At 67.2% G+C, this 23,833-nt stretch carries 17 protein-coding genes, 1 tRNA gene and 2 riboswitches; of the genes, 9 read left to right on the forward strand and 9 right to left on the reverse strand.

Going from position 1 to position 23,833, the window contains the following annotated elements; all coding sequences use genetic code 11:
* Nucleotides 1-18 precede the first annotated feature (18 nt).
* The 6 genes from BLQ58_RS22825 to BLQ58_RS22850 all read right to left on the reverse strand — a co-directional run bounded on the left by BLQ58_RS22825 (nucleotide 19) and on the right by BLQ58_RS22850 (nucleotide 7,368).
* Nucleotides 19-1,395 (reverse strand): L-serine ammonia-lyase, encoded by a 1,377-nt coding sequence (locus tag BLQ58_RS22825; protein WP_092602247.1) that lies wholly within the window; start codon nucleotides 1,393-1,395, stop codon nucleotides 19-21.
* 57 nt (nucleotides 1,396-1,452) lie between these two features.
* Nucleotides 1,453-1,998, reverse strand: a complete 546-nt coding sequence (locus tag BLQ58_RS22830) for a DUF421 domain-containing protein (protein WP_092602249.1) — start codon at nucleotides 1,996-1,998, stop codon at nucleotides 1,453-1,455.
* Between the two features lie 108 nt (nucleotides 1,999-2,106).
* Entirely contained in the window at nucleotides 2,107-5,031 is a 2,925-nt protein-coding gene (gene gcvP / locus BLQ58_RS22835) for an aminomethyl-transferring glycine dehydrogenase (RefSeq protein ID WP_092602251.1), read from the reverse strand.
* Nucleotides 5,032-5,110: 79 nt separating this feature from the next.
* Nucleotides 5,111-5,491, reverse strand: a complete 381-nt coding sequence (gene gcvH, locus BLQ58_RS22840) for a glycine cleavage system protein GcvH (RefSeq protein ID WP_092602253.1) — start codon at nucleotides 5,489-5,491, stop codon at nucleotides 5,111-5,113.
* A gap of 112 nt (nucleotides 5,492-5,603) precedes the next feature.
* Complete coding sequence (gcvT, locus tag BLQ58_RS22845; protein ID WP_092602255.1) at nucleotides 5,604-6,731, reverse strand: glycine cleavage system aminomethyltransferase GcvT; 1,128 nt, start codon at nucleotides 6,729-6,731, stop codon at nucleotides 5,604-5,606.
* Nucleotides 6,732-6,820: 89 nt separating this feature from the next.
* Nucleotides 6,821-6,941: riboswitch (glycine riboswitch) on the reverse strand.
* 21 nt (nucleotides 6,942-6,962) lie between these two features.
* Nucleotides 6,963-7,050: riboswitch (glycine riboswitch) on the reverse strand.
* A gap of 93 nt (nucleotides 7,051-7,143) precedes the next feature.
* The gene (locus BLQ58_RS22850; protein ID WP_066736784.1) at nucleotides 7,144-7,368 is read right to left on the reverse strand and encodes a glycine zipper 2TM domain-containing protein; all 225 of its coding nucleotides are present in this window, start codon (nucleotides 7,366-7,368) and stop codon (nucleotides 7,144-7,146) included.
* Between the two features lie 282 nt (nucleotides 7,369-7,650).
* Here BLQ58_RS22850 and BLQ58_RS22855 point away from each other — a divergent pair, with 282 nt between their 5' ends.
* From BLQ58_RS22855 to BLQ58_RS22865, 3 genes are all read left to right on the forward strand, one after another.
* The gene (locus tag BLQ58_RS22855; RefSeq protein WP_092602257.1) at nucleotides 7,651-9,738 is read left to right on the forward strand and encodes a UvrD-helicase domain-containing protein; all 2,088 of its coding nucleotides are present in this window, start codon (nucleotides 7,651-7,653) and stop codon (nucleotides 9,736-9,738) included.
* 351 nt (nucleotides 9,739-10,089) lie between these two features.
* Complete coding sequence (locus BLQ58_RS22860; RefSeq protein ID WP_092602259.1) at nucleotides 10,090-10,821, forward strand: response regulator; 732 nt, start codon at nucleotides 10,090-10,092, stop codon at nucleotides 10,819-10,821.
* A 4-nt stretch (nucleotides 10,822-10,825) separates the two neighbouring features.
* The gene (locus BLQ58_RS22865) at nucleotides 10,826-12,124 is read left to right on the forward strand and encodes an ATP-binding protein (RefSeq protein ID WP_092602261.1); all 1,299 of its coding nucleotides are present in this window, start codon (nucleotides 10,826-10,828) and stop codon (nucleotides 12,122-12,124) included.
* Between the two features lie 21 nt (nucleotides 12,125-12,145).
* On the opposite strand, the gene BLQ58_RS22870 is transcribed toward BLQ58_RS22865, so the two are convergent.
* A complete protein-coding gene (locus tag BLQ58_RS22870; protein ID WP_092602263.1) occupies nucleotides 12,146-13,318 on the reverse strand; it encodes an ABC transporter substrate-binding protein in 1,173 nt (390 codons plus the stop codon).
* A 235-nt stretch (nucleotides 13,319-13,553) separates the two neighbouring features.
* On the opposite strand from BLQ58_RS22870, the gene hemN reads away from it, so the two are divergent.
* Complete coding sequence (hemN, locus tag BLQ58_RS22875; protein ID WP_092602265.1) at nucleotides 13,554-15,023, forward strand: oxygen-independent coproporphyrinogen III oxidase; 1,470 nt, start codon at nucleotides 13,554-13,556, stop codon at nucleotides 15,021-15,023.
* A 102-nt stretch (nucleotides 15,024-15,125) separates the two neighbouring features.
* On the opposite strand, the gene BLQ58_RS22880 is transcribed toward hemN, so the two are convergent.
* The gene (locus BLQ58_RS22880; RefSeq protein ID WP_092602267.1) at nucleotides 15,126-16,019 is read right to left on the reverse strand and encodes a c-type cytochrome; all 894 of its coding nucleotides are present in this window, start codon (nucleotides 16,017-16,019) and stop codon (nucleotides 15,126-15,128) included.
* A 321-nt stretch (nucleotides 16,020-16,340) separates the two neighbouring features.
* On the opposite strand from BLQ58_RS22880, the gene BLQ58_RS22885 reads away from it, so the two are divergent.
* Nucleotides 16,341-16,416, forward strand: a tRNA-Arg gene (locus BLQ58_RS22885).
* Nucleotides 16,417-16,571: 155 nt separating this feature from the next.
* On the opposite strand, the gene BLQ58_RS22890 is transcribed toward BLQ58_RS22885, so the two are convergent.
* Complete coding sequence (locus BLQ58_RS22890) at nucleotides 16,572-16,907, reverse strand: hypothetical protein (RefSeq protein WP_092602269.1); 336 nt, start codon at nucleotides 16,905-16,907, stop codon at nucleotides 16,572-16,574.
* A 165-nt stretch (nucleotides 16,908-17,072) separates the two neighbouring features.
* Between BLQ58_RS22890 and BLQ58_RS22895 the strand changes: the two genes are divergently transcribed.
* The 4 genes from BLQ58_RS22895 (at nucleotide 17,073) to BLQ58_RS22910 (ending at nucleotide 23,751) form a co-directional block, all read left to right on the forward strand.
* Entirely contained in the window at nucleotides 17,073-18,299 is a 1,227-nt protein-coding gene (locus tag BLQ58_RS22895) for an RtcB family protein (RefSeq protein WP_092602271.1), read from the forward strand.
* 280 nt (nucleotides 18,300-18,579) lie between these two features.
* Nucleotides 18,580-19,971: an FAD-binding oxidoreductase gene (locus tag BLQ58_RS22900; protein ID WP_092602273.1), complete on the forward strand. Its 1,392-nt coding sequence runs from the start codon at nucleotides 18,580-18,582 to the stop codon at nucleotides 19,969-19,971.
* Nucleotides 19,972-20,019: 48 nt separating this feature from the next.
* Nucleotides 20,020-20,424, forward strand: a complete 405-nt coding sequence (arfB, locus tag BLQ58_RS22905) for an alternative ribosome rescue aminoacyl-tRNA hydrolase ArfB (protein ID WP_175459975.1) — start codon at nucleotides 20,020-20,022, stop codon at nucleotides 20,422-20,424.
* 132 nt (nucleotides 20,425-20,556) lie between these two features.
* The gene (locus BLQ58_RS22910) at nucleotides 20,557-23,751 is read left to right on the forward strand and encodes a bifunctional cytochrome P450/NADPH--P450 reductase (RefSeq protein ID WP_092602277.1); all 3,195 of its coding nucleotides are present in this window, start codon (nucleotides 20,557-20,559) and stop codon (nucleotides 23,749-23,751) included.
* Nucleotides 23,752-23,833: the final 82 nt, after the last annotated feature.

Here is a 23,833-nt window from a genome sequence, read left to right on the forward strand (position 1 = left end):
CAACGGAAGCCGTGTGCGTCAGCACTCGACGATATTCACGGCCAGGCCGCCGCGCGCGGTTTCCTTGTACTTGGTCTTCATGTCGGCGCCGGTTTCGCGCATGGTCTTGATGACCGAGTCCAGCGACACATAGTGCGTGCCGTCCCCCCGCAAGGCCATGCGGGCCGCGTTGACGGCCTTGACCGACGCCATGGCGTTGCGCTCGATGCAGGGAATCTGCACCAGGCCACCGACCGGATCGCAGGTCAGGCCCAGGTTGTGTTCCATGCCGATCTCTGCCGCGTTCTCCACCTGTTCGGGCGTGCCACCCAGCACGGCGGCCAGCGCCCCGGCTGCCATCGAACAGGCCACGCCAACTTCGCCCTGGCAGCCCACCTCCGCGCCCGAGATCGACGCGTTGAGCTTGTAGAGCAGACCGATGGCCCCGGCTGTCAGCAGGAAGTCGACCACGCCCTGGGCGTTGGCGCCGGGCACGAAGCGGTCGTAGTAGTGCAGCACGGCAGGGATGATGCCGGCCGCGCCGTTGGTTGGCGCCGTGACCACGCGGCCGCCGGCGGCGTTCTCCTCGTTGACGGCGATGGCGTAGAGATTGACCCAGTCCATGACCGACAGCGGGTCGGACAGCGTGCGCTCGGCACGCAACGTCAGATGCCGGTGGAGTTCCGGCGCCCGGCGCTTGACCTTGAACGGGCCGGGCAGTTCGCCGTCCGTGCGGCAACCGCGCGCCACGCACTGCTGCATGACATCCCAGATATGCAGCAGACCGTCCGTGACCTCGTTCTCCGGACGCCATGTCAGCTCGTTCTCGAGCATGAGCCGGGCAATCGACTTGCCGCTGGCATGGGCCATGTCGAGCATCGCCCGACCCGTGCGGAATGGATGCGGCAACTGCTTGGCGGCGGCCAGCACCTGCGTATTGGGCGCGCCGGCGGTGACGACGAAGCCGCCGCCCACCGACAGGTAGCGGGCCTCGCGCAGCGACGCGCCATCGGCATCATAGGCGTGGAATTTCATGCCATTGGGATGCTCGGCCATGGCTTCGCGCCGATAGAAGACGATGTGCTCGCGTTCCACGAACGGCACGGTGTGCTGGCCCAGCATCGACAGCTGCTTGCTGGCGCGCAGCGCCGCCAGCTTGCCGCCGATCGCTTCGGGATCGACTGTATCGGGCGATTCCCCCATCAACCCGAGGATCACGCCCTTGTCGGTGCCGTGCCCCTTGCCCGTGGCGCCGAGCGATCCGTAAAGCTCCGCGCGCACGCTGGCCACCCGAGGCAGGAGGCCGTCGCGTTCCAGGCCATGCGCAAACATGAGGGCCGCCCGCATCGGGCCCACTGTGTGGGAGCTCGACGGGCCGATGCCCACCTTGAACAGATCGAAGACGCTGACTGCCACGGCTGAACTCCAGATTGGTTGCCGGCGCGGTCCGTGGGACCGTTGGCCGGAAGGCCGCTAGGCCGGCTTGTCCTGATCGGAATGGGCCGGATGACGCCATAGTGCGCCGGGTACGGCCGGTCCGGAAGCGTCCGGGGGCGGCTCCTTCATCTTCACGCTGATGGAGCCGTCGGTTTCAAGAATCGCGAAATGCACGTCTTCCACGCGGGCGCAGCCATTGCGGCGCAACACCTTGTGCAATTCGTGCGTACTGATGCGTTCGCGGCGCATGACTTCCTCGTAGATCTCGCCCTGGTGGATCACGATCTGCGGTCGCCCGTCGACCAGCATTTCCAGCGGCCGGCTACGCCACGTGACGTACCCGAGCAGCGCATCCGCTCCGAACAACGTGCCCGCAAGGATCAGCCCCGCCAGCACCGAGTTGTCGCCCGCGTTCATCGCGTTCTGGACCGCATTCGAGATGATCAGCAGCAGCACCAGGTCGAACGGCGTGAGCTGGCCGATCTGCCGCCGGCCCGAAACGCGCATCAGCACCAGAATTGCGCCATAGACGATCAGTCCGCGCAGGACGAATTCCCACCAGGGCGCGCTGAGATTCCACATGAATGAGGCCTCCGCTCAAGGACGGCGCCGGACACCGGCGCCCGCTCCCCTGAGCATAGTCCGTCGGCGGCATCCGCGTGTATCGGACGCCGCCTGACGGCCCGGCACTCACTCGTCGGCGTACTCGCTCATCGGCACGCACGAGCAGAACAGGTTGCGGTCGCCGTACACGTTGTCGGCACGGCCAACCGGCGGCCAGTACTTCTGCGTGCGCAGCGATGCCAGCGGGTAGGCCGCTTCCTCGCGCGTGTACTTGCGCGTCCACTCGTTGCCGACCACCACGGCCGCGGTGTGCGGCGCGTGCTTCAGCGGGTTGTCCTCGCGGTCGAAGCTGCCGTCTTCCACGCGCGCGATCTCGCCACGGATGGCGATCATGGCGTCGATGAAGCGGTCCAGCTCGTGCAGCGATTCGCTCTCGGTCGGCTCGATCATCAGCGTACCCGGCACCGGGAAGCTCATGGTCGGGGCGTGGAAGCCGTAGTCCATCAGGCGCTTGGCCACGTCCTCGTTGGTGATGCCCGTGGTCTTCTGCAGCGGGCGCAGGTCCAGGATGCACTCGTGCGCCACCAGGCCGTGCTGGCCCGTGTACAGCACTGGGAAGTGCGGCGACAGCCGGCGTGCCACGTAGTTGGCGGTCAGGATCGCGTTCTCGGTGGCGGCGGTCAGGCCGGCCGAGCCCATCATCGCGATATACATCCACGAGATCGGCAGGATGCTGGCCGAGCCGAACGGCGCGGCCGAGATGCCGCCGATACCGTTGTCGTCGCGACGATAGCCGACGCTGTCCTGGTTGGGCAGGAAGTCAGCCAGGTGCGCACCCACGGCTACCGGACCGACGCCCGGGCCGCCGCCGCCGTGCGGAATGCAGAACGTCTTGTGCAGGTTCAGGTGCGACACGTCGCCGCCGAACTGGCCCGGCGCGGCCACGCCGACCATCGCGTTCATGTTGGCGCCGTCGACATAGACCTGGCCGCCGTGCTTGTGCACGATGTCGCAGATCTGCTGCACGCCCTGCTCGAACACGCCGTGCGTGGACGGGTACGTGATCATGATCGCCGCCAGGTTCCTGCTGTGCTGCTCGGCCTTCTTCGCCAGATCGTCGAGGTCGACGTTGCCGTTGTCGTCGCAGGCCACCACCACGACCTTCATGCCGGCCATCTGCGCCGACGCGGGGTTGGTGCCGTGGGCCGACGACGGGATCAGGCAGATGTCGCGATGGCTCTCGCCACGGCTGGCGTGGTACGCGTGGATGATCAGCAGGCCGGCGTATTCGCCCTGCGAGCCGGCGTTGGGCTGCAGGCTCACGGCGGCGTAGCCGGTGGCGGCGCACAGCATGGCCTCCAGCTGGTCGATCATCTCGCGATAGCCGACCGTCTGGTCCAGCGGAGCAAACGGGTGGATGTTGCTGAACTCGGGCCACGTCACCGGAATCATCTCGCTGGTGGCGTTGAGCTTCATCGTGCAGGAGCCCAGCGGAATCATCGTGCGGTCCAGCGCCAGGTCCTTGTCGGCCAGCGAGCGCAGATAGCGCAGCATCTCGTGTTCGGCATGGTGCGTGTTGAACACCGGATGCGTCAGGTAGGCGCTCTGGCGCGCCACGTTGCCCGGGAAGCCGTCGCCCACCGATGCCTCGATCGTGTCGAAGTCGGGCACCGGCTTGCCGTGCGCGAAGATCTCCCACAGCGTGACCACGTCGTCGCGCGACGCGGTTTCGTCCAGCGAGATGCCGATGCGCGATGCGCCGGCGTGGCGCAGGTTGATGCCGCGCTGCGTGGCCGTGGCGTGGAACGCCTCGGTGTTGAAGCCGGTTTCCAGCGTCAGCGTGTCGAAGAACGTCTCGTTGACCGGGGCCAGGCCCAGCGCCTTCAGGCCGGCGGCCAGCGTGGCGGTCAGGCGGTGCACGCGTTGCGCGATGCGCTTCAGGCCCTGCGGGCCATGGTAGACCGCATACATCGACGCCATCACGGCCAGCAGCACCTGCGCGGTGCAGATGTTCGAGGTGGCCTTCTCGCGGCGGATATGCTGCTCGCGCGTCTGCAGCGCCAGGCGGTAAGCCTTGTTGCCCTGCGCGTCGATCGTGACGCCGACCAGGCGGCCCGGCATCGATCGCTTGAATTCATCCTTCACGGCCATGTAGCCCGCGTGCGGGCCGCCAAAACCGAGCGGTACGCCGAATCGCTGCGAGTTGCCCACGGCCACGTCGGCACCCCATTCGCCCGGCGCGGCAATCAGCGTCAGCGCCAGCAGGTCGGCGGCAGCCACCACCCGGCCCCCGGCCGCATGCACGGCGTCGGCAATGGCGCGGTAGTCGGCCACATCGCCATTCACGCCCGGATACTGCAGCAGCACACCGAAGGCGTGGGATTGCGCGGCGTCGGTGGCGGGGCCGACCTTCACCTCGATGCCCAGCGGCAGCGCGCGGGTGCGTATCACCTCCAGCGTTTGCGGCAGCACATCGTCGGCCACGTAGAACGTGTTCGACGCATGCTTGTGAACGCGTTGCAGCAGCGTCATGGCCTCGGCCGCGGCCGTGCCTTCGTCGAGCATCGATGCGTTGGCGATGTCCAGGCCCGTCAGGTCCGTGATCATCTGCTGGAAGTTCAGCATCGCCTCCAGGCGGCCCTGCGAGATTTCGGGCTGGTAAGGGGTGTAGGCGGTGTACCAGGCCGGGTTTTCGAAGATGTTGCGCAGCACCACGCCCGGTGTGAGCGTGTTGTAGTAGCCCTGCCCGATGAAGCTCTTCAGAACGCGGTTCTTGCCGGCCAGGCCGCGCAGGCGGGCCAGCGCGGCTTCCTCGGTCAGCGGGGCGGTGAACTCGCCCAGCGACATGCCGTCGCGGCGGCGGATGGCGGCGGGCACCACGGCGTCGATCAGCGCGGCGCGGCTGTCGAAGCCAAGCACCTTGAGCATGTGTTGCTGTTCGGCGCTGTCGGGGCCGATGTGGCGGGCTGCGAAGGCGTCGCGCGCCTCCAGTTCGGCCAGCGTGGGCCGTGTACCTTGGGCGGCGGCATTCATGGGAAGCGGGGCGTTCATGGCAAGGAATCTCGGGGGAGCGGGCGGCGGACAGGTGGTCGGCCTGTCCGCCGCGCGCGGCATCAAACAGTCAGCGCGATCAGGCGCCGACGCTGGCCTTGTAGGCGTCGACGTTCATCAGGCCGTTCACGTCGTCGGCATTGGCCGGCTTCAGTTTGAACAGCCAGGCGTCGAAGGCGTTGGCGTTGACCGATTCCGGCGATGCCGAGGCGGCGTCGTTGACGGCGATCACTTCGCCAGCCACCGGGGCGTAGATGTCGGAAGCTGCCTTCACGGACTCCACCACGGCCAGGGCGTCGCCGGCACCCACCGACTTGCCCACTTCGGGCAGTTCCAGGAAGACGATGTCGCCCAGGGCGTCCTGGGCGTGGTCGGTAATGCCGATGGTCAGCGTGCCGTCGGCTTCGACGCGCACCCACTCGTGCGACTCGGTGTACTTCAGGTCAGCGGGGAAGTTCATGAGGTTCTCCGGGATACAGTTCGTTTCTTGTTTCATTCACCCGGTCCGCAGCAGGTTGGGCTCGAGCGGACGGGCGGAAGGGCGACCGTTTGATGTGAAGCCGGGCGATGCCTCAGCTCACGAGTGCCTTGCCATTACGCACAAACGGCAGTTTAACCACAGTCGCGGTCAGTTTGCGGTCACGAATCTCGACCTGGACGTCGGTGCCGGGCGCCACGTCCTTTGGCAGGCGGGCGAAAGCGATCGACAGCTGCAGGCTCGGGCTGAACGTACCGCTGGTGATTTCGCCGGCGCCGGCAGCCGTGATGACCTTCTGGTGCGCACGCAGCACGCCGCCCTTGTCGCGCAGGATCAGGCCCGCGAACGTCTGCTTCTGGCCGCCGGCCATCAGGGCCTGCTTGCCGATGAAGTCCCGTTCGCTCTGCAGGTCGACCGTCCAGGCCAGGCCCGCGTCCAGCGGCGACGTATTGATATCCATGTCCTGGCCGTACAGGTTCATGCCGGCCTCCAGGCGCAGGGTGTCGCGCGCGCCCAGGCCCGCCGGGCGAACGCCCGCGGCAATCAGCTTTTCCCAGATGCCGGCGACGTTCTCGGCCGGCACCACCAGCTCGAAGCCGTCTTCGCCGGTGTAACCGGTGCGGGCGACCATCAGTTCGCCCATCTCGGGGTCTTGCACGACCAGCGCGTTGAATGGCTTCAGGGCGTCGGCCGGCTGGGTGGAGGGGAAGGCCTGGTAGACCTTGGCGCGGGCGTTGGGCCCCTGCACGGCCACGATGGCCAGCTTGCCGGTGCCGGCCGGTGCCACGTCGCCACGGCGCGGCGTGATCGTCACGCCGCTGCCGGTGGCTGCATTGCGCGACTGGATCCATTCGATGTCGCCAAGGGCCGTGCTGGCGTTCACCACTAGGCGGAATTGGTCCTCGGCAAAGAAGTAGACGATCAGGTCGTCGATGACGCCGCCTTTCTCGTCGAGCATGCATGAATACAGCGCCTTGCCCGGCGTCTGCAGCTTGTCGACGTTGTTGGCCAGCAGGCCGCGCAGGAAGGCGCGCGTGCTGGCGCCATGCAGGTCGACCACGCACATGTGCGACACGTCGAACATGCCGGCATCGGCACGCACGGCATTGTGTTCCTCGATCTGCGAACCGTAGTTGACCGGCATGTCCCAGCCGCCAAAGTCGACCATGCGGGCGCCGAGGGCGCGGTGGATAGCGTTGAGGGGCGTGGCCTGGAGCGTCATGGAAATCCTCGGGGGCGGTTCGAAAACGAAAAAAGGGTCATCCGCCGCAACGATCGGGCGCACCAATGTGCATCCAATCCGCTGCGGCGGATGACCCCTCTGTCCTCGATACCTGAGAGATTACGAAGCCTGGACTTCGTGCGCCCCTTCGGTGGACATGCTCACCCTGCGCGAAGGCAGCGGCGGATGTCGCTCTCCAGAGTGCGGCATGCATCGTGTGCATGTTGCATGCCGATCCGGTCGGTCCATGGTGCCTGAGAGTTTGTGGGTGGTTCCCCTTCGGCGGCGCAATCGATGCGCGCTCTCCCGGCCGGATGCGCGAGAATGTACGGGACCGGTCAGCCTTTGTCAAACGTACGCCTGACGCCGGCCGGCGGCCCCGCCCCCGGGATTGGAATCCACGGCGGGCCGGTTAGCGACGGTCCTTCGTCACCACGTTGCCGACCACGCCGCCCACGGCCGCGCCGCCCAGCGTGCCCAGCGCGCTACCGTCGGTCAGCACGGCACCGCCCAGCGCGCCGGCGCCCGCACCAATGGCGGTATTCCGCTGCTTCGGGGTCATGTCCGCACAGCCGGCAAAGCCCACCAGCGTCACGCCGATCAGGGCAACTTTCGAAAGAGTGCGAAGCGTCTTCATGATTGGCTCCTTTGTTGTCATCGAGATCATCGTTTCCGATTTGTGGATGTGTCCCGAACCGGTCGCGCTGCGCGCAAGACCCGTGCGGTCCTGTCCGATAAGAGGCAAGCTCCATGCCCCGGGATCCGCCGCTTTACGATTGTTACCAGCCTGAAACGCCTCTTGTCGGACGCCGCCCGACACGCCCGTGCCTGCCTCCGGCGCGTGTTAACATCGACGCCTTCGGCGCGCCGCCCCGCAGGTGCGCCATGAGCCATCCCGCCTGCCACACTCCCCAGCCTCATGACTCACGGACTCAATGCCGCGCAATCCGAAGCGGTCCGCTACCTGGACGGCCCCTGCCTCGTGCTGGCCGGCGCCGGGTCGGGCAAGACGCGCGTGATCACGCAGAAAATCGCCCACTTGATCGAGGACAAGGGGTTCGAGCCGCGTCACATTGCCGCCGTCACCTTTACGAACAAGGCGGCGAAAGAGATGCAGGAGCGCATTGGCAAGCTGATGGAAGGCAAGACCACGCGCGAAGGGAAGCGCATTCCACTCAAGCAGCTGACGGTTTGTACGTTTCACTCGCTGGGCGTGCAAATCTTGCGCATGGAAGCCGAGCATGTGGGGTTGAAGCCGCAATTCTCGATCATGGATTCGGACGACTGCTTCGGGCTCGTCCAGGAGCAACTGGGGACCACCGACAAGAAGCTGATCCGCAGCGTGCAAAGCACCATTTCGCTGTGGAAGAACGGCATGGTCGATCCCGAGACCGCGCTCGCGCAGGCCGCCAATGCCGACGAGCACCAGGCCGCGATGGTCTATCGCAACTACGTGGCCACGCTGAACGCGTACCAGGCGGTGGACTTCGACGACCTGATCCGCCTGCCGGCCGAACTGTTCGCCCGCGACGAGGCCGTGCGTTTGAAGTGGCAGAACCGCCTGCGCTATTTCCTGGTCGACGAATACCAAGACACCAACGCGTGCCAGTACCAGTTGCTGAAGCTGCTGGCGGGCGGCTCGCACCTGCGCGCGCCGGCTTTCACGGCGGTGGGCGACGACGACCAGGCCATCTACGGCTGGCGCGGCGCCACGCTGGACAACCTGCGGCTGCTGCAGTCCGATTTTCCGGACCTGAAGGTGGTCAAGCTGGAGCAGAACTACCGCTCGACCGTGCGCATCCTCGAAGCGGCCAACGCGGTCATCGCCAACAACCCGAAGCTGTTCGACAAGAAGCTGTGGTCGGAACACGGCATGGGCGATCCGATTGCCATCCACGCAATGAACGACGAGGAGCACGAGGCCGAGTCGGTGGTGTTCCGCCTGTCCGCGCACAAGTTCGAGCGACGCGCGCAGTTTCGCGATTACGCCATCCTGTATCGCGGCAACCACCAGGCGCGGCTGTTCGAGCAGATCCTGCGGCGCGAACGCATCCCGTACGTGCTGTCGGGCGGCCAGAGCTTCTTCGACAAGGCCGAGATCAAGGACATCTGCGCCTACCTGCGCCTGATCGCCAACCCGGACGATGACCCGGCATTCATCCGCGCCATCACCACGCCGCGCCGTGGGGTGGGCAACACCACGCTCGAGGCGCTGGGCACATTTGCCGGCCAGGCCAAGGTGTCGCTGTTCGAGGCGGCGATGATGGGCGGCATCGAGGCCAGGCTGCAGCCACGCCAGCTGGAACCGCTGCGAACGTTCTGCGAATCGATGGTGCGGCTGGCCGACCGCGCGGCCAGGGACCCGGCCACCGTGGTGCTGGACGACCTGATGGAAGGCATCCACTACGAGGCCTATCTGTACGACACCTTCGACGAACGGCAGGCGCAGTCGCGCTGGACCAACACGCTGGAATTCCTGGACTGGCTCAAGCGCAAGGGCACGCGTCCGGAGACCGAAGGCGAGGGCGAGGCCACCGGGTTCGACACGGCAGACGGCTTCGGCAACGAAGGCAAGAACCTGCTCGAACTGACCCAGACGGTGGCGCTGATGAGCATGCTCGAAGGCCGCGACGAAGATCCTGACGCCGTGCGGCTGTCGACCCTGCACGCGTCGAAAGGCCTGGAATATCCGCACGTGTTCCTGGTGGGCGTGGAAGAGGGCATCCTGCCCCACACACGCGAGGACGAAGACCTGGACGACGGGAAGATCGAGGAAGAGCGCCGGCTGATGTATGTGGGCATCACGCGTGCACAGCGCAGCCTGCAGATCAGCTGGTGCAAGAAGCGCAAGCGGGCGCGCGAGACCTATTCGGTCGAGCCGTCGCGCTTTATCGCCGAGATGAAGCTGGAGGAAGCCCCGGCACCGCAGGACACCACCCCGGCGATGAGTCCGAAGGACCGGCTCGCCGGCCTGAAGGCACTGCTCAACAAGCCCGTCGCGGGCTGACTTGATACAAGGCCGACAAGACTGCCGGGGGCGGGCTCACTACGATGGGCGGCGCGTGGAAACGTCTCTCGGACGTTCCCGCGACGCACCGCGCCCGCCCTTCGGCTGCGGTGTGGCTGGGCGCATGCGAGCCCGGCTTCTTCCCTGTTGAACGCTCCCGGATGCGGCAGCACCGGGGGCGTATTTTTCTCCTGGCCGTACCCGCTGCGCCGACCACCTCCCGGCGCCCCAACGCGGCCTATGTGCCGTGCGCGGCACGTATCAAAACTGATACAAAGCGGGCATCGCCTGTAATCTCCCGACTGGTACATTGGCCGATCGGATGTCCCGCGTATTCCTCACATTTTCTCCATGGACCTGTCGCCCAACCTGCCCATTCGTCTGCTGATCGTCGATGACGATCCCCAGATCCGCTCCATGCTGGCCGAATACCTGGCCACGTTCGGCATGGAGGCCGAGGGCGCGGAAGGCGGCGCGGCGATGCGCGCGGCGATAGGCCGCCAGGAATACGACCTGGTGATCCTCGACCTGTCGCTGCCGGGCGAAAACGGCCTGACGCTGTGCCGCGAGATTCGCGAGCAGAGCAACCTGCCGGTGATCATGCTGACCGCGCGTGCCGAACTGGCCGACCGCGTGGTGGGGCTGGAAGTGGGCGCCGACGACTACGTGACCAAGCCGTTCGAGATGCGCGAGCTGGTGGCGCGCATCCACACGGTGCTGCGGCGCAGCCGGGGCGACGTACGCCGCACGACGCCCGCCACGGCCGGGCACGAGATGCGCTTCGGCTGCTGGCGCCTGAATGCCACGCTGCGCCAGCTGGTCGATGCGGAAGAAACCGTGGTGCCGCTGTCCAACGCCGAATTCCGCCTGTTGCTGACGTTTATCGAGAATCCGAACCGCGTGCTTGACCGCGAGATGCTGATCAACAATGCGCGCGGCCGCGACCTGGACGTCTTCGACCGCAGCATCGACCTGCTGGTATCGCGGCTGCGCCAGAAGCTGCGCGACGATCCGCGCGACTCGTCGCTGATCCGCACCGTGCGTGGCGAAGGTTACGTGTTCACCGGCAACGTGGAGCACTGAAGGCATGGCTGCCGCGATTCCGCCGTCCACGGGCGGCGCTTCGGCGGTGCGGCCCGAGCCGCGCGCCGCCGAACCGGCCAGACGCCGCCGGTTCAATTCGATGTTCATGCGGTTGTTCTTCGTGATGACCGCCATCATGCTGGCCGTGCATGTGCTGGGCGTGACCGTGATCGAGAGCGTGTTTCCGCGCCCGGGGTCGGAACGCTACATGGAGCGCATGCGCCGCGCCGCTTCCGATGCCGAGGCGGCGGGCCGGCTGGTGCCGAGCGGCCCGCCTTCGCATCCGCTCGAAGGCGTTTTCATGCCCGACCGGCCGCCTGGCCCGCCGCCCGGCATGCGCGGCAATGAACCGTTCGATTTCGATGGCCCGCCGTTGCGCCCCGAGGCGTTCGGCGAGCGCCGGCCATTCGACCGTCCATCCGGGGCGCCGAAGGGATTTCATATTCGCGGCATCTGGCCGCCGCACCTGGGTCTGATCTTCCAGCTTGCGGCCATCCTGATCGCTTCGTGGGTGGGCGCCCGCCTGCTGGCGCGGCCGGTGCAGCAACTGGCCAGCGGCGCGAACCGTCTGGCGCAGGACGTCCACGCGCCACCGCTGGACGAAGACACCGGCCCCGCCGAAGCGCGCGACGCCACGCACGCGCTGAACCTGATGCAGCAGCGCATCCGTACCCAGCTGGCGCAGCAGTCGCGCTTCCTGGCAGCGGTGTCGCATGACCTGCGCACGCCGCTGACGCGCATGAGCCTGCGTATCGAACGCATCGAGGACAACGACGTGCGCTATCGCCTGCGTCAGGATCTGGCCGAGATGAATGGCCTGATCGACGCCACGCTGTATTACCTGCGCGAACGCGACGACGGCGCCGGCCCGCGCCAGCGGGTAGACATGGTGGCGCTGCTGCAGGCGGTGGTCGACGACGCCCAGGAAATCGGCCAGGACGTGCGCCTGTCTGGCGATGCGGCGCCGCTGCTGGCCTATCCGACCGAACTGCGGCGCGCCGTGGTGAACCTGGTGGAGAACGCACACCGCTATGGCGGGGCCGCGCACATCATCCTTACCGACAGCCCCGAGCGCGTCTCGATCGATGTTTGCGACAACGGTCCCGGCATTCCGCCGGCCGAACTGCAGCGCGTGCTGGAGCCGTTCTATCGCGTGGAGTCGTCGCGCAGCCGCGCCACCGGCGGGGTGGGCATGGGCCTGTCGATTGCCGCCGATATCGTGGCGCGCCACGGTGGCGAATTGAAGCTGACCAACCGGGCGGAGGGTGGCCTGCGCGTCAGCATCACGCTGCCGCGCGCCTGACCGTAGCGATCAAGCCTGCGCTCAGGCGCGCTGCGGCAGTCCGCTCTTGCCGATCGCCGCCAGCTGCACATACTGCGACCCGCGCAGGCCACGCGTGAAGTCCAGCGTGAAATCGCCGACGTCGATGCGGGCCTGCAGCACGCGCCGCAATTCCGCCGTGCCCGGCGCCTTCATGCCGGCGGCCGCGCGCACCAGCCAGGCCGCACCGATATAGCCGGCCAGCGTGGCAGGCGAGGGCGGCTCGTCCAGGTACTGCTTCATGCGGGCCACGTGCTCCTTCACTACGCGCAGCGTCGACTCCTGCGGTCCCGGTGCGATCTGTGTCACCACCATGCCACCCGCATAGCTGGCGCCCAGGATCTCGCGCGCCGACGACGGGCTGACCGCCGAAAGCCCTACCAGAAAGCCGTACCAGTTTTGCGCCGCCAGTGCGCGGCCCAGGCCGCCATAGGCGAGCGTGTCGCCAGCGACGATCACGGCGCCGGGCCGGGCCGCGGCAATGCGCCGGGCGCTGTCGTCGAAATTGCCCGTCAGCCCCACGGCGCGCGTCGAGATGTCCTTTTCCAGACGGGCCAGCCACGGCGTGCCGACTCCGAGCGTGCCCGCCGCGAAATCGGGCGATACCGCCAGCGCGATGCCGGTCAGCCCGTAGCTGCGCAGCTGATGCACGGCGGCATCGAGTTCGGCCTGATAGTCGGCGCGCGTGAACCACACGTTGTCGGCGCGCAGCGCCAGCCCCGACAGCGGCGCGACGATCTGCACCCCGCGCCGCGTAAGGTCCGCCGAGCCCGCCAGCGTGGGCAGGAGGCTGTCGCCAGGCCCGAACAGCACCTCCGCACGTTCGTTGTCGGCCAGCGCCAGGGCCTGTGCGGCGGCGGCGCGCGGGTTCGACGCGTCCGCATCGCGCACCAGATGAACGATGCGCAGCCCGCCGTTGCCGGCCTGCGACGCGTTGAAGGCATCAAACATCACCTTGGCACCCGCCAGATAGTCACGCGCCTGATCGGCTTGTGGTCCCACGCGGTCCACCAGGTGGCCCACGACAAGCTGGCGGCGCAGAATCTGGCCGGCCGGCTGTGCCAGCGCCGGCAGCACAGCGGCGGAAGTCAGGGCGCCTAGCATCTGCAAGGCGCGGCGGCGGCCCGTTGAAGCGGGCGGACACGCGAGGGGCGACTGCGGCAAGGCTGGGCGCATGGCAGTGGGAGTCGGATGGACAGGATGTGCTGCGGAAAGCAAAGGCGCGGCTTCGAGAGCCGGGCCCGAGACTATCGGCCGTTCATGACGCTTCCGTGACTTTTGCCAGACATGCGGCCCCCCATTGGCAGGGATGGCAGGCGGAGCATCGCCATGCTCTTGATGCGCATCAAGGTTGTTGCGCCGGGCGAGGCATAGCATCGATCGTCACTCCGCCCACAAAACGAGTCTCCGCATGTCCGCCCCCATTCCAGACGTCGCCGGCACGGCTTTCGACCGCCGCGCGCTTGCCGATTTCCGCAGCCTCGCCGGCCGTATCGACGGCAACGGTCCCCGCTATACCTCCTATCCCACCGCCGATCGCTTCCACAACGAAGTGGGCGACGCCGGCTACCAGACGGCGCTGCAGGCGTGCCGCGCCGATTCGCCGGCGCCGCTGTCGCTGTATCTCCATATCCCGTTCTGCGAGAACATCTGCTACTACTGCGGTTGCAACAAGATCATCACCAAGGATCACAGCCGTAGCGCGCAGTATGTGGACTACCTGTCGCGCGAAATGGCGATGGTCGCCGGGCGCCTGGGCGAGCGACGCGCCGTGATGCAGTCGCACTGGGGCGGCGGCACGCCGACCTTCCTCGACCCCGACGAAATGCGCCGGGTGATGGCGGCGCTGCACGAGCATTTCGTGCTGCTGCCGGAGGGTGAGCATTCGATCGAGATCGATCCGCGCCGCGTCACCGACGCACGCATGGACCTGCTGGCCGAACTGGGTTTCAACCGCATCAGCCTGGGCGTGCAGGATTTCGATCCCGAGGTGCAGGAGGCCGTGCACCGGGTGCAGTCGTACGAGGAAACGCGCGCCGTGGTGCTGGCGGCGCGCCGCCTGGGATTCCAGTCGGTCAGCGTGGACCTGATCTACGGCCTGCCGCACCAGACCACCGCGCGCTTCGGCAAGACGATCGAAAAGGTACTGGAGTTGCGGCCAAACCGGCTGTCGGTGTACAGCTACGCCCACCTGCCGCACGTGTTCAAGCCGCAACGCCGTATTGATGCCGCAACACTGCCGCCGGCCGCCGAGAAGCTCGATATCCTGGTCTCGACGATCGAACGGCTGACCGCCGCCGGCTATGTCTACATCGGCATGGATCACTTTGCGCTGCCCGACGACGACCTCGCGATAGCCCAGCGTGAAGGCCGGCTGCAACGCAATTTCCAGGGCTATGCCACGCATGCCGGCTACGACCAGATCGGTCTTGGCGTATCGGCCATCGGCGCCGTGGCCGGCCACTATGTGCAGAACGCCCGTACCACGGACGACTACTACGCCGCGATCGATGCCGGGCGGCTGCCGGTGGTGCGCGGTTTCGAGATGTCGGCCGACGACCATCTGCGCAAGGCCATCATCGGCGCGCTGATGTGCAATGGCACGCTGGACATTGCCGAGGTCGAAAAAACCTGCGGCATCGACTTCGCCGCCACCTTCGCCGCCGAGCTGGCCGACCTGGACCGGCTCGCGGAGGACAATCTGGTACGCCGCACGCCGGCCCGCATCGACATTACCGAGTTGGGACGCCTGCTGGTACGCCGCGTGGCCATGGTGTTCGACCGCTACCTGCGCGACGACGCCGCCCGTCCGCAGTCGGCGCCCAGCGCCGCCAACGATGCCAAGGTGATCCCGCTGGTGCGCTATTCGCGCGTGGTCTAGCGGCCGCGGCAACGGCGGAAACGAAAAAGCCCGCGACACATTCGCGGGCTTTTTACTGGGCGCAGGCCCGGTTGCCCGGACCTGGATTGAAGCGTAGGACGCTTATTTGGCTGCGTTGGCCATGTAATCGGACGCGGCGATCACGTCCGCATCCGGACCGGCGTAGCCACCCTTGGGCGGCATCACACCCTTGCCCTTGAGCGCGTAGTTGTGAACCACGTCCATGCCTTCCTTGAGGCGGGGGGCCCAGGCAGCCTTGTCGCCGAACTTCGGCGCACCGGCCACGCCGGCTGCGTGGCAGGCGGCGCAAACCTGTTCGTAGACCTTCTTGCCCGTGTCTGCCGATGCCACAGCCGGTGCAGCAGCGGGTGCAGCCGGTGCAGCGGCTGCCGGGGCAGGAGCTGCCGCAGGTGCGGGCGCGGCGGCGGCCGGTGCTGCAGCCGCCTCGGGCGCCGAGGCCGCAGCCTGGGCGGTGGCACCCTGGGCCGGGGCAGCCGGCTCGGGAAACTTGGCGCCGCCGGCATCGGCCATGTAGACCACGGCGCGGGCCAGTTCGTAATCGCTGAGATCGTCCGGAGACGTGCCGGCGCGGGCGGGCATCGCGCCCTTGCCGTTCAGCACAGCCTTCAGCAGGCCATCGAAGCCCTGGCCGATCCGGGCCGTCCAGTCGCCGGCCGTGCCGTACTTCGGCGCACCGGCCGCGCCCGTGGCGTGGCACGCGGCGCAAACTTCCTTGTAGACCTGCTCGCCCGTCTTGAAGACGCGCGGGGCATTGGGATCCTTGATTTCGAGTGACGCGACCGGCGCGATACGGCTGTTCACCGCCTCCACGCTCTGGGTGGAGCCGGCGCCCTCGCGGGTGCCATGTCCGACAAAATTGACCAGCAGGATGATGACGATGATCGGCACCAGGAAGGCGGCGATCACAACAGCGATAAGCTGCTTAGGGGTCTTGATTGGCGACTCGTGGTGGTCGTTTTGATGGACGTCACTCATACAGAACTCTCGATTTTGCGGGAAACCTATTGCACAGCACGTGGGGGCGGCTTGCTTGTCTGGCCCTGTCTTCGGGGATGAATCTGTCGGTCTTCGCGTCCGGGGCGTCTCCTGCCCCGCTACGTCTCTGGTACGACGCAAATAGCTGCCGATTATAGACCCAAGACTCGGCCCCGGGGGCCAAAAGCGACGGCTCAGAGACCTGTGAAAACCCGGGTTGGCAGGCCCCCGGCGCATCCCGCATGGACGGCCACGGACAAGTCGGGTATCCTATGCGACTTTCCGACGACGGCACTCGCCGTTGTCAATGCAGCTCACAACGCGCCCGTAGCTCAATGGATAGAGTACTGCCCTCCGAAGGCAGGGGTTGCTGGTTCGATCCCAGCCGGGCGCGCCAATCTGACTGATTCGCTGGCACTTCGCCAAATGTCCCCTTCGAAGCGCGAAATGCTTCGCGCCCTGGGCTCCGACGCCACGAGTACGCCATTTTCTGGCCACGGTGCGAATCTCTGTCACTCGCGGGGCCGATTTCCCTGAAAAGCCCGCATTCCCTTATCGCCCCATCCGCCGTTGATAGCTTTGCGTGATCCGGTTGACCAGCCCCGGATCGCGGGAATCGGCCGCCTGGAATTCCACGCGCACGCTGCCATCCGACTGCTGCCGGATCATGGCCGCCACGGGGGTGCTGCCGTAGTAGCCGGTGATATTGCCGGTGGTCGGCTCCTGCGTCTGCACGGCCACGCCCTGGTCGCGCATGGCATCGGCCGCCGCGTAGAACGAGCGGTCGTAGCTGGTCGGTCCCGGTCCTGGCGCGGGCGGATAGCCGTAATAGCAGCCGCCAAGCAGCAGGGCCGTCCAGAGGGCAAGGATCAGTGGCAGGCGTTTCATGGCATCCCCTTCAATCTGTCGGCGCCGAGTTTCCGTTCTAGCACCGGGGCGGGGGCGCTGGATATTGGGCGGAAGGCCCGGATGCGGAACGGCCCGGCACGCTGCAGGCCCAATGAACAGGTGAATCGATGCACCGCGCATCGAGACAGAGAGACAGGATGCAAGATGAACGAACAGACCGACTATCAGGTGATGGCGCTGGCCAACGGCAAGCCAGTCAAGATGTGGACGGCTGGCGTGCCCGTCGAGGCTGATGCCCGGCGGCAGTTGCAGAACACCGCGCGCATGCCCTTCGTGTTCCATCATCTGGCCGTGATGCCGGATGTACATCTGGGCAAGGGATCGACGATAGGCACGGTTATTCCTACCCAAGGAGCCATCATCCCAGCGGCGGTGGGCGTCGACATCGGCTGCGGCATGATGGCTGCGCGCACGACGCTCAAGGCGGCGGACCTGCCCGATTCATTGCATGGACTGCGCGGCGCTATCGAACGTGCGGTGCCGCATGGCCGCGCGCCGGGACGGCGCGATCCGGGTGCCTGGGGTGATCGTCCGCCCCACGCCGTGGACGAAGCGTGGAAGACGCTGGTGCCGGGCTTCGAGCGAATCTGCCAGAAATACCCCAGGCTCGCGCGGACGAACAACCATGTCCACCTCGGGACGCTCGGCACGGGCAATCACTTCATCGAAGTCTGCCTCGACGAAAGCGGCACGGTCTGGTTCATGCTCCATAGCGGGTCACGTGGCGTGGGCAATGCTATCGGCACGCAGTTCATCGAACTGGCGCAGCAGGACATGCGACACCACATTGCCAACCTGCCCGATCGTGACCTGGCGTATTTCGAAGAAGGCAGCGCGCATTTCGACGACTACGTCGAGGCCGTGGGCTGGGCGCAGGAATACGCGCGCCGCAATCGCGAAGTGATGATGGCCGCCGTGGTCGGGGCGGCGCGGGCCGCAATCGGCAAGCCATTCGCGGTGGATGAGCACGCGGTGAACTGCCACCACAACTATGTGCAGAAAGAGCGCCACTTTGGCGCCGATGTCTTCGTGACGCGCAAGGGCGCTGTCTCGGCACAGAAGGGCCAACTCGGCATCATCCCGGGGTCGATGGGCGCCAGGAGCTTCATCGTGCGCGGGCTTGGGAACGCCGAAAGCTTCTGCTCCTGCAGTCACGGCGCCGGCCGCACCATGAGCCGCAGCGAGGCCAGGCGCCGCTATACGGTGGCGGACCACGTCAAGGCCACCGCGCACGTGGAATGCCGCAAGGACGCGGCAGTGATCGACGAGATCCCGATGGCCTACAAGGACATCGACGCTGTCATGGCCGCCCAGAGCAGCCTGGTGGAAGTTGTCCACACCCTGCGGCAGGTGGTCTGCGTCAAGGGGTAGGCGGGGCGGAGCGGCCGGCAGATGCCGTTCCGTGTCATTCGTCGTTCAATGCTGGACCTCACAGCGCGAGATGCCGACCTCTGCGCAAGATCTGCCTGGCATGGCGGTGTCTTGCCAACGTCGCCTCAAGAGTGCAACAGTTTGTGCGGACCGCTCGGTCATAAGCAGGCACATCATCGCCGCAACCGTTGGTGCGAAGCCGATCGCCGGTGCCTGGCGCGTGCCTTGCATCGGTAGCCTTTCCCGAGAAGATCGTTGTTGAGAAAGGGGAGGGTTCATCATGCCCACGCTTGCCGCCGACCACATCGAAATGCTGCGCAAGGCCGTGCGCGGCAAGGTGCTGCTGCCGCACCACGCCGGTTACGACGTGGCGCGCACCGTCTGGAACGCCACTGTCGACCGCCGGCCTGCGGTCATCGTCCAATGCACGGGCACGGCCGATGTGATGCAGGCCGTCAACTTTGCGCGCGATCATGGTCTGCCGGTCGCCGTGCGCGGCGGTGGCCACAACATTGCCGGCAGCGCCATCTGCCATGACGGGCTGGTTGTCGACCTGTCAGGGTTGCGCGCCGTCCATATCGATCCGCGCGACAAGGTCGCGTGGGTGAGCCCTGGCGCCACGTTGGGTGATTTTGACCACGAGGCACAGGCCCTCGCCCTGGCCACGCCGCTCGGCATCAACTCGACGACGGGGGTGGCGGGGCTGACCCTTGGCGGCGGATTCGGCTGGCTGACCCGCCAGTACGGCATGACCGTCGATAACCTGCGGGGCTGCGAGGTCGTGACGGCCGATGGCGAGCGACGCTGGGCCGATGCCAACCACGAGCCGGAACTGTTCTGGGCCCTGCGCGGTGGCGGCGGCAATTTCGGCGTGGTCACGCTGTTCGAGTTCAAGGTGCATGCGGTGGGCCCGCTGGTGACGGCCGGGCTGATCGTGTTCCCGGCCGTCGAAGGCAAGTCGGTGCTGCGCCAGTACCGCGCTTTTACGGAATCGGCCATGCCTGACGATATGAACGTCTGGGTCGTCCTGCGCAAGGCGCCCCCGCTGCCATTCCTGCCGTCGTCGGCACACGGCGCCAATGTGGTGGTGCTGGCGGTCTTCTATAACGGCGACCCGGGGAAGGCCGACAGGGCGATCGACCCCCTGCGCGGATTCGGCCAGGCCATTGGCGAGCATGTCGGGCAGATGCCCTACACGGCCTGGCAGCAGGCGTTCGACCCGCTGCTGACACCGGGTGCGCGCAATTACTGGAAGTCTCACAACTTCACGCGGCTGGACGACGCGGCCATCGACCTGATGACCGACTACGCGGCGCGCGGGCCGTCGGCCCATGCCGAGATCTTTATCGGACAGGTGGGCGGCGTGGCCAACCGCGTGCCACCCGACGCCACGGCATACCACCACCGCGACGCGCGCTACGTGATGAACGTGCATTCGCGCTGGGACCGTACCGACGAGGACACTGCCTGCATCGGCTGGGCGCGCGACTTCTTCGACGCCACCGCGCCCTATGCCACGGGCGGCGTGTATGTGAATTTCATGACCGAGGACGAAGGCGCGCGCGTCAACGCGGCGTACGGCCACAACTTCGACCGCCTGGCGCGGGCCAAGCGCACGTACGATCCGCAGAACCTGTTCTGCTCGAACCAGAACATCAAGCCGGCGCCGTGACACGAGGCGCCGCACACCGCCCGGCCATGCGTTGCTATGATGCGGCGCATGGCCGACGACCTGTTCATCCCTCACCACGAGTACGAGATCACCGCAATCCGCGCGCAGGGCGCGGGCGGGCAGAACATCAACAAGGTGTCCAATGCGGTACACCTGCGTTATGACGTGCGCACGTCGTCGCTGGCCGCCGATCACAAGGAACGCCTGCTGGCGCTGCACGACCACCGCATCACGCGCGATGGGGTGATCGTCATCAAGGCGCAGCAGCACCGCAGCCTGGAAATGAACCGCGAGGAAGCCATCCGGCGCCTGCATGAACTGGTACGCAGCGTGGCCCAGCCGCCGCGCATCCGGCGCGCCACCCGGCCCACCCGGGCGTCGAAGGTCCGCCGTCTCGACGCCAAGGTGCAGCGCGGCCAGATCAAGGCGCTGCGCGGGCGGGTGGTCGATTAGAGGGCCGCCTCGGAAGCCGAACAAATATTTCAAACGGACGGAGACCGGGCGGGACAATGTGGCGATAGACAGGCATGCTCTGGCATCGCGCCGCCCAGCCATTTCCGATTTCGACAAGGAACGCCCCCATCCATGTCATCCGTCACGTCCGCCGCTACCCTGGAACCGATTCCGCGCGATCCCGGCTGGCCCATCGTCGGCAACCTGTTCCAGATCACGCCCGGCGAAGTCGGCCAGCACCTGCTGGCGCGCAGCCGTCATCACGACGGCATCTTCGAGCTTGATTTCGCTGGCCGGCGCGTGCCGTTCGTGTCGTCGGTGGCGCTGGCGGCCGAAGTTTGCGACCCGGCGCGCTTTCGCAAGATCATCGGGCCGCCACTGTCGTATCTGCGCGACATGGCCGGCGACGGCCTGTTCACCGCCCATAGCGACGAGCCCAACTGGGGCTGCGCGCACCGCATCCTGATGCCGGCCTTCAGCCAGCGCGCGATGAAGGGCTACTTCGACGTGATGCTGCGCGTGGCCAACCGGCTGGTGGACAAATGGGACCGCAAGGGGCCCGATGCCGATATCGCCGTGGCCGACGACATGACGCGGCTGACGCTCGACACCATCGCGCTGTCCGGCTTCGGCTACGACTTCGCGTCGTTCGCCAGCGAAGAGCTTGACCCGTTTATCGTGGCGATGGTGGGCGCGCTGGAAGAGGCCATGCGCAAGCTCACGCGCCTGCCGATCCAGGACCGCTTCATGGGCCGCGCGCACCGCCAGTTCGCCGACGACGTGGCCTACATGCGCAACCTCGTGGACGACGTGATCCGCCAGCGCCGGACCGCGCCCCGGCCGGGCATGGACCTGCTGAACCTGATGCTCGAAGCGCGCGACCCCGAGACGGACCGCCAGCTCGACGACGCCAATATCCGCAACCAGGTCATCACATTCCTGATCGCCGGCCACGAAACCACCAGCGGCCTGCTGACCTTCACGCTGTACGAACTGCTGCGCAACCCGGCCGTACTGGCGCAGGCCTATGCCGAAGTTGACGCCGTGCTGCCCGGCGACGCGCCGCCGGTCTATGCCGACCTGGCGCGCCTGCCTGTGCTGGATCGTGTTTTGAAGGAAACACTACGCCTGTGGCCGACCGCGCCGGCCTTCGCGGTGGCGCCGTTCGACGATGTGGTGATCGGCGGCCGCTACCGGTTGCGGCAGAACCGTCGCATCTCGGTGGTGCTGACGGCGCTGCATCGCGATCCGAAGGTGTGGGCGCACCCGGAGCGGTTCGATATCGACCGCTTCCTGCCCGAGAACGAAGCGGCGCTGCCGGCGCACGCCTATATGCCGTTTGGCCATGGCGAACGCGCCTGTATCGGCCGCCAGTTTGCGCTGACCGAGGCCAAGCTGGCGCTGGCGCTGATGCTGCGCAACTTCGCATTCCACGATCCGTACGACTACCAGTTCCGGCTCAAGGAAACGCTGACGATCAAGCCCGACAACTTCGTGCTGCGCGCCAGGCGCCGGCGTCCGCATGAGCGAATCGCCGTGCAGGCCGTCAACGAGGGGGTGGCCGATGCCGCGCAGGCCGACGTACGGGGCAACGGCCACGCCATGACCGTGCTGTGCGCGTCGAGCCTGGGCACGGCACGCGAGCTGGCGGAGCAGATCCATGGCGGCGCCGTGGCAGCGGGCTTCGATGCCACCCTGGCCGATCTGGACGACGTGGCCGATGCCCTGCCGACCTCGGGCCTGCTGGTGGTGGTGGCGGCCACTTACAACGGCCGCGCGCCGGATTCCGGCCGTCGGTTCGAAGCGATGCTCGATGCCGGCGGTGCCGGCGGCTACCGCGCCGAGGGCTTGCGGCTGGCGTTGCTCGGCTGCGGCAACGCGCAATGGGCGACATACCAGGCCTTTCCGCGCCGCGTGTTCGACTTTTTCACGGCCGCCGGCGCTGTCCCGTTGCTGCCGCGCGGCGAGGCCGATGGCAATGCCGATTTCGACCAGGCGGCGGAACGCTGGCTGGCGCAGTTGTGGCGGGCGCTGCAGGCCGACGATGCCAGCACGGGCGGCATCAGCGTGGACGTGCAGTGGCGCAGCGTCGAAGCCATGCGCGCCGACACCCTGCCGGCCGGCACGCAGGCCTTTACGGTGCTGGCCAATGCCGAACTGGTTGCCGATCCCGCCGGGCTATGGGACTTCGCCATCGAAGCGCCGCGCACATCGACGCGCGACATCCGGCTGCAACTGCCACCCGGTACGACCTACCGGACCGGCGATCACGTTGCGATCTGGCCACAGAATGACGCGGCACTGGTGGCGGCGCTCTGCGAGCGCCTGGACCTTGACGCCGAGGCCATGGTCACGCTGTCGGCCCGCCAAGGCGCCGGGCGCGGGCTGCCGATTGGCGAAACGCTGCCGCTGCGGCAACTGCTGACGCACTTCGTCGAACTGCAGGACGTGGTGTCGCGCCAGACGCTGTGTGCGCTGGCGCAGGCCACACGCTGCCCGTTCACACGCCAGTCGCTGGAGCAGCTTGCCGCCGACGATGCCGATACCGGCTACGCCGCCCAGGTGGCCGCGCGGCGGCTGAACCTGCTCGATGTGCTGATCCGCTTCCCGGCCATCGCCCTGACGCTCCCGCAACTGCTGGCCTGCACGGTGCCGATGCGGCCGCGCTTCTATTCGATTGCTTCGTCGCCACGGGTCTCGCCTGATGCCGCGACGCTGCTGGTGGGCACGGTCTGGGCGCCTGCGCTGTCGGGGCGCGGCCAGTTCCGCGGCGTGGCGTCCACGTGGCTGCAGGGCCTGCCGCCGGGGGCGCGCATATCGGCGTCGATCCGCACGCCGAATCCGCCGTTCGCGCCGCCTGACGATCCATCGGTGCCGATGCTGCTGATCGGCCCCGGTACGGGCATCGCGCCGTTCCGGGGCTTTCTGGAAGAGCGCGCCGCCCAGCAGGCGGCCGGGCAGAGCATCACGCCGGTGCAGCTGTACTTCGGCTGCCGCCATCCCCGGCACGACTGGCTGTTCCACGACGAGATCGCGGCCTGGGCCGACGCGGGCGTCGCCGAGGTCCACACGGCGTACTCGGTGGTGCCCGGCGCCGCGCGCTATGTGCAGGATCTGCTCTGGCAGCGGCGCGCGCAGGTCTGGGACCAACTGCAGGCCGGGGCGATGGTCTATGTCTGCGGCGACGGACGGCGCATGGCGCCCGCCGTGCGGCAGGTGCTGATCGAGATCGGCGCGCAGCAGGGCGGCATGACGGCCGACGCGGCATCGGACTGGTTCGCCGGTCTGGTGGCGCAGGGCCGCTACCGGCAGGACGTGTTCAACTGACAACCACGTGGCATCGGAGGGTCGCTACGGTTTTGGCAGGATTCCGCTGAACATTGTCAGTCGGCCGCCCGGCCGGGCCCTT

The organism is Ralstonia sp. 25mfcol4.1, from assembly GCF_900104095.1.
GTDB lineage: Bacteria > Pseudomonadota > Gammaproteobacteria > Burkholderiales > Burkholderiaceae > Cupriavidus.

Excerpts from the sequence above, each read along its gene's own strand:
- BLQ58_RS22830 (WP_092602249.1), bottom strand. The coding sequence starts at position 1,998 with ATGTGGAATCTCAGCGCGCCCTGGTGGGAATTCGTCCTGCGCGGACTG.
- gcvP (WP_092602251.1), bottom strand. The coding sequence starts at position 5,031 with ATGAACGCCCCGCTTCCCATGAATGCCGCCGCCCAAGGTACACGGCCC.
- gcvH (WP_092602253.1), bottom strand. The coding sequence starts at position 5,491 with ATGAACTTCCCCGCTGACCTGAAGTACACCGAGTCGCACGAGTGGGTG.
- gcvT (WP_092602255.1), bottom strand. The coding sequence starts at position 6,731 with ATGACGCTCCAGGCCACGCCCCTCAACGCTATCCACCGCGCCCTCGGC.
- BLQ58_RS22850 (WP_066736784.1), bottom strand. The coding sequence starts at position 7,368 with ATGAAGACGCTTCGCACTCTTTCGAAAGTTGCCCTGATCGGCGTGACG.
- BLQ58_RS22855 (WP_092602257.1), top strand. The coding sequence starts at position 7,651 with ATGACTCACGGACTCAATGCCGCGCAATCCGAAGCGGTCCGCTACCTG.
- BLQ58_RS22860 (WP_092602259.1), top strand. The coding sequence starts at position 10,090 with ATGGACCTGTCGCCCAACCTGCCCATTCGTCTGCTGATCGTCGATGAC.
- BLQ58_RS22865 (WP_092602261.1), top strand. The coding sequence starts at position 10,826 with ATGGCTGCCGCGATTCCGCCGTCCACGGGCGGCGCTTCGGCGGTGCGG.
- BLQ58_RS22870 (WP_092602263.1), bottom strand. The coding sequence starts at position 13,318 with ATGCGCCCAGCCTTGCCGCAGTCGCCCCTCGCGTGTCCGCCCGCTTCA.
- hemN (WP_092602265.1), top strand. The coding sequence starts at position 13,554 with ATGTCCGCCCCCATTCCAGACGTCGCCGGCACGGCTTTCGACCGCCGC.
- BLQ58_RS22880 (WP_092602267.1), bottom strand. The coding sequence starts at position 16,019 with ATGAGTGACGTCCATCAAAACGACCACCACGAGTCGCCAATCAAGACC.
- BLQ58_RS22890 (WP_092602269.1), bottom strand. The coding sequence starts at position 16,907 with ATGAAACGCCTGCCACTGATCCTTGCCCTCTGGACGGCCCTGCTGCTT.
- BLQ58_RS22895 (WP_092602271.1), top strand. The coding sequence starts at position 17,073 with ATGAACGAACAGACCGACTATCAGGTGATGGCGCTGGCCAACGGCAAG.
- BLQ58_RS22900 (WP_092602273.1), top strand. The coding sequence starts at position 18,580 with ATGCCCACGCTTGCCGCCGACCACATCGAAATGCTGCGCAAGGCCGTG.
- arfB (WP_175459975.1), top strand. The coding sequence starts at position 20,020 with ATGGCCGACGACCTGTTCATCCCTCACCACGAGTACGAGATCACCGCA.
- BLQ58_RS22910 (WP_092602277.1), top strand. The coding sequence starts at position 20,557 with ATGTCATCCGTCACGTCCGCCGCTACCCTGGAACCGATTCCGCGCGAT.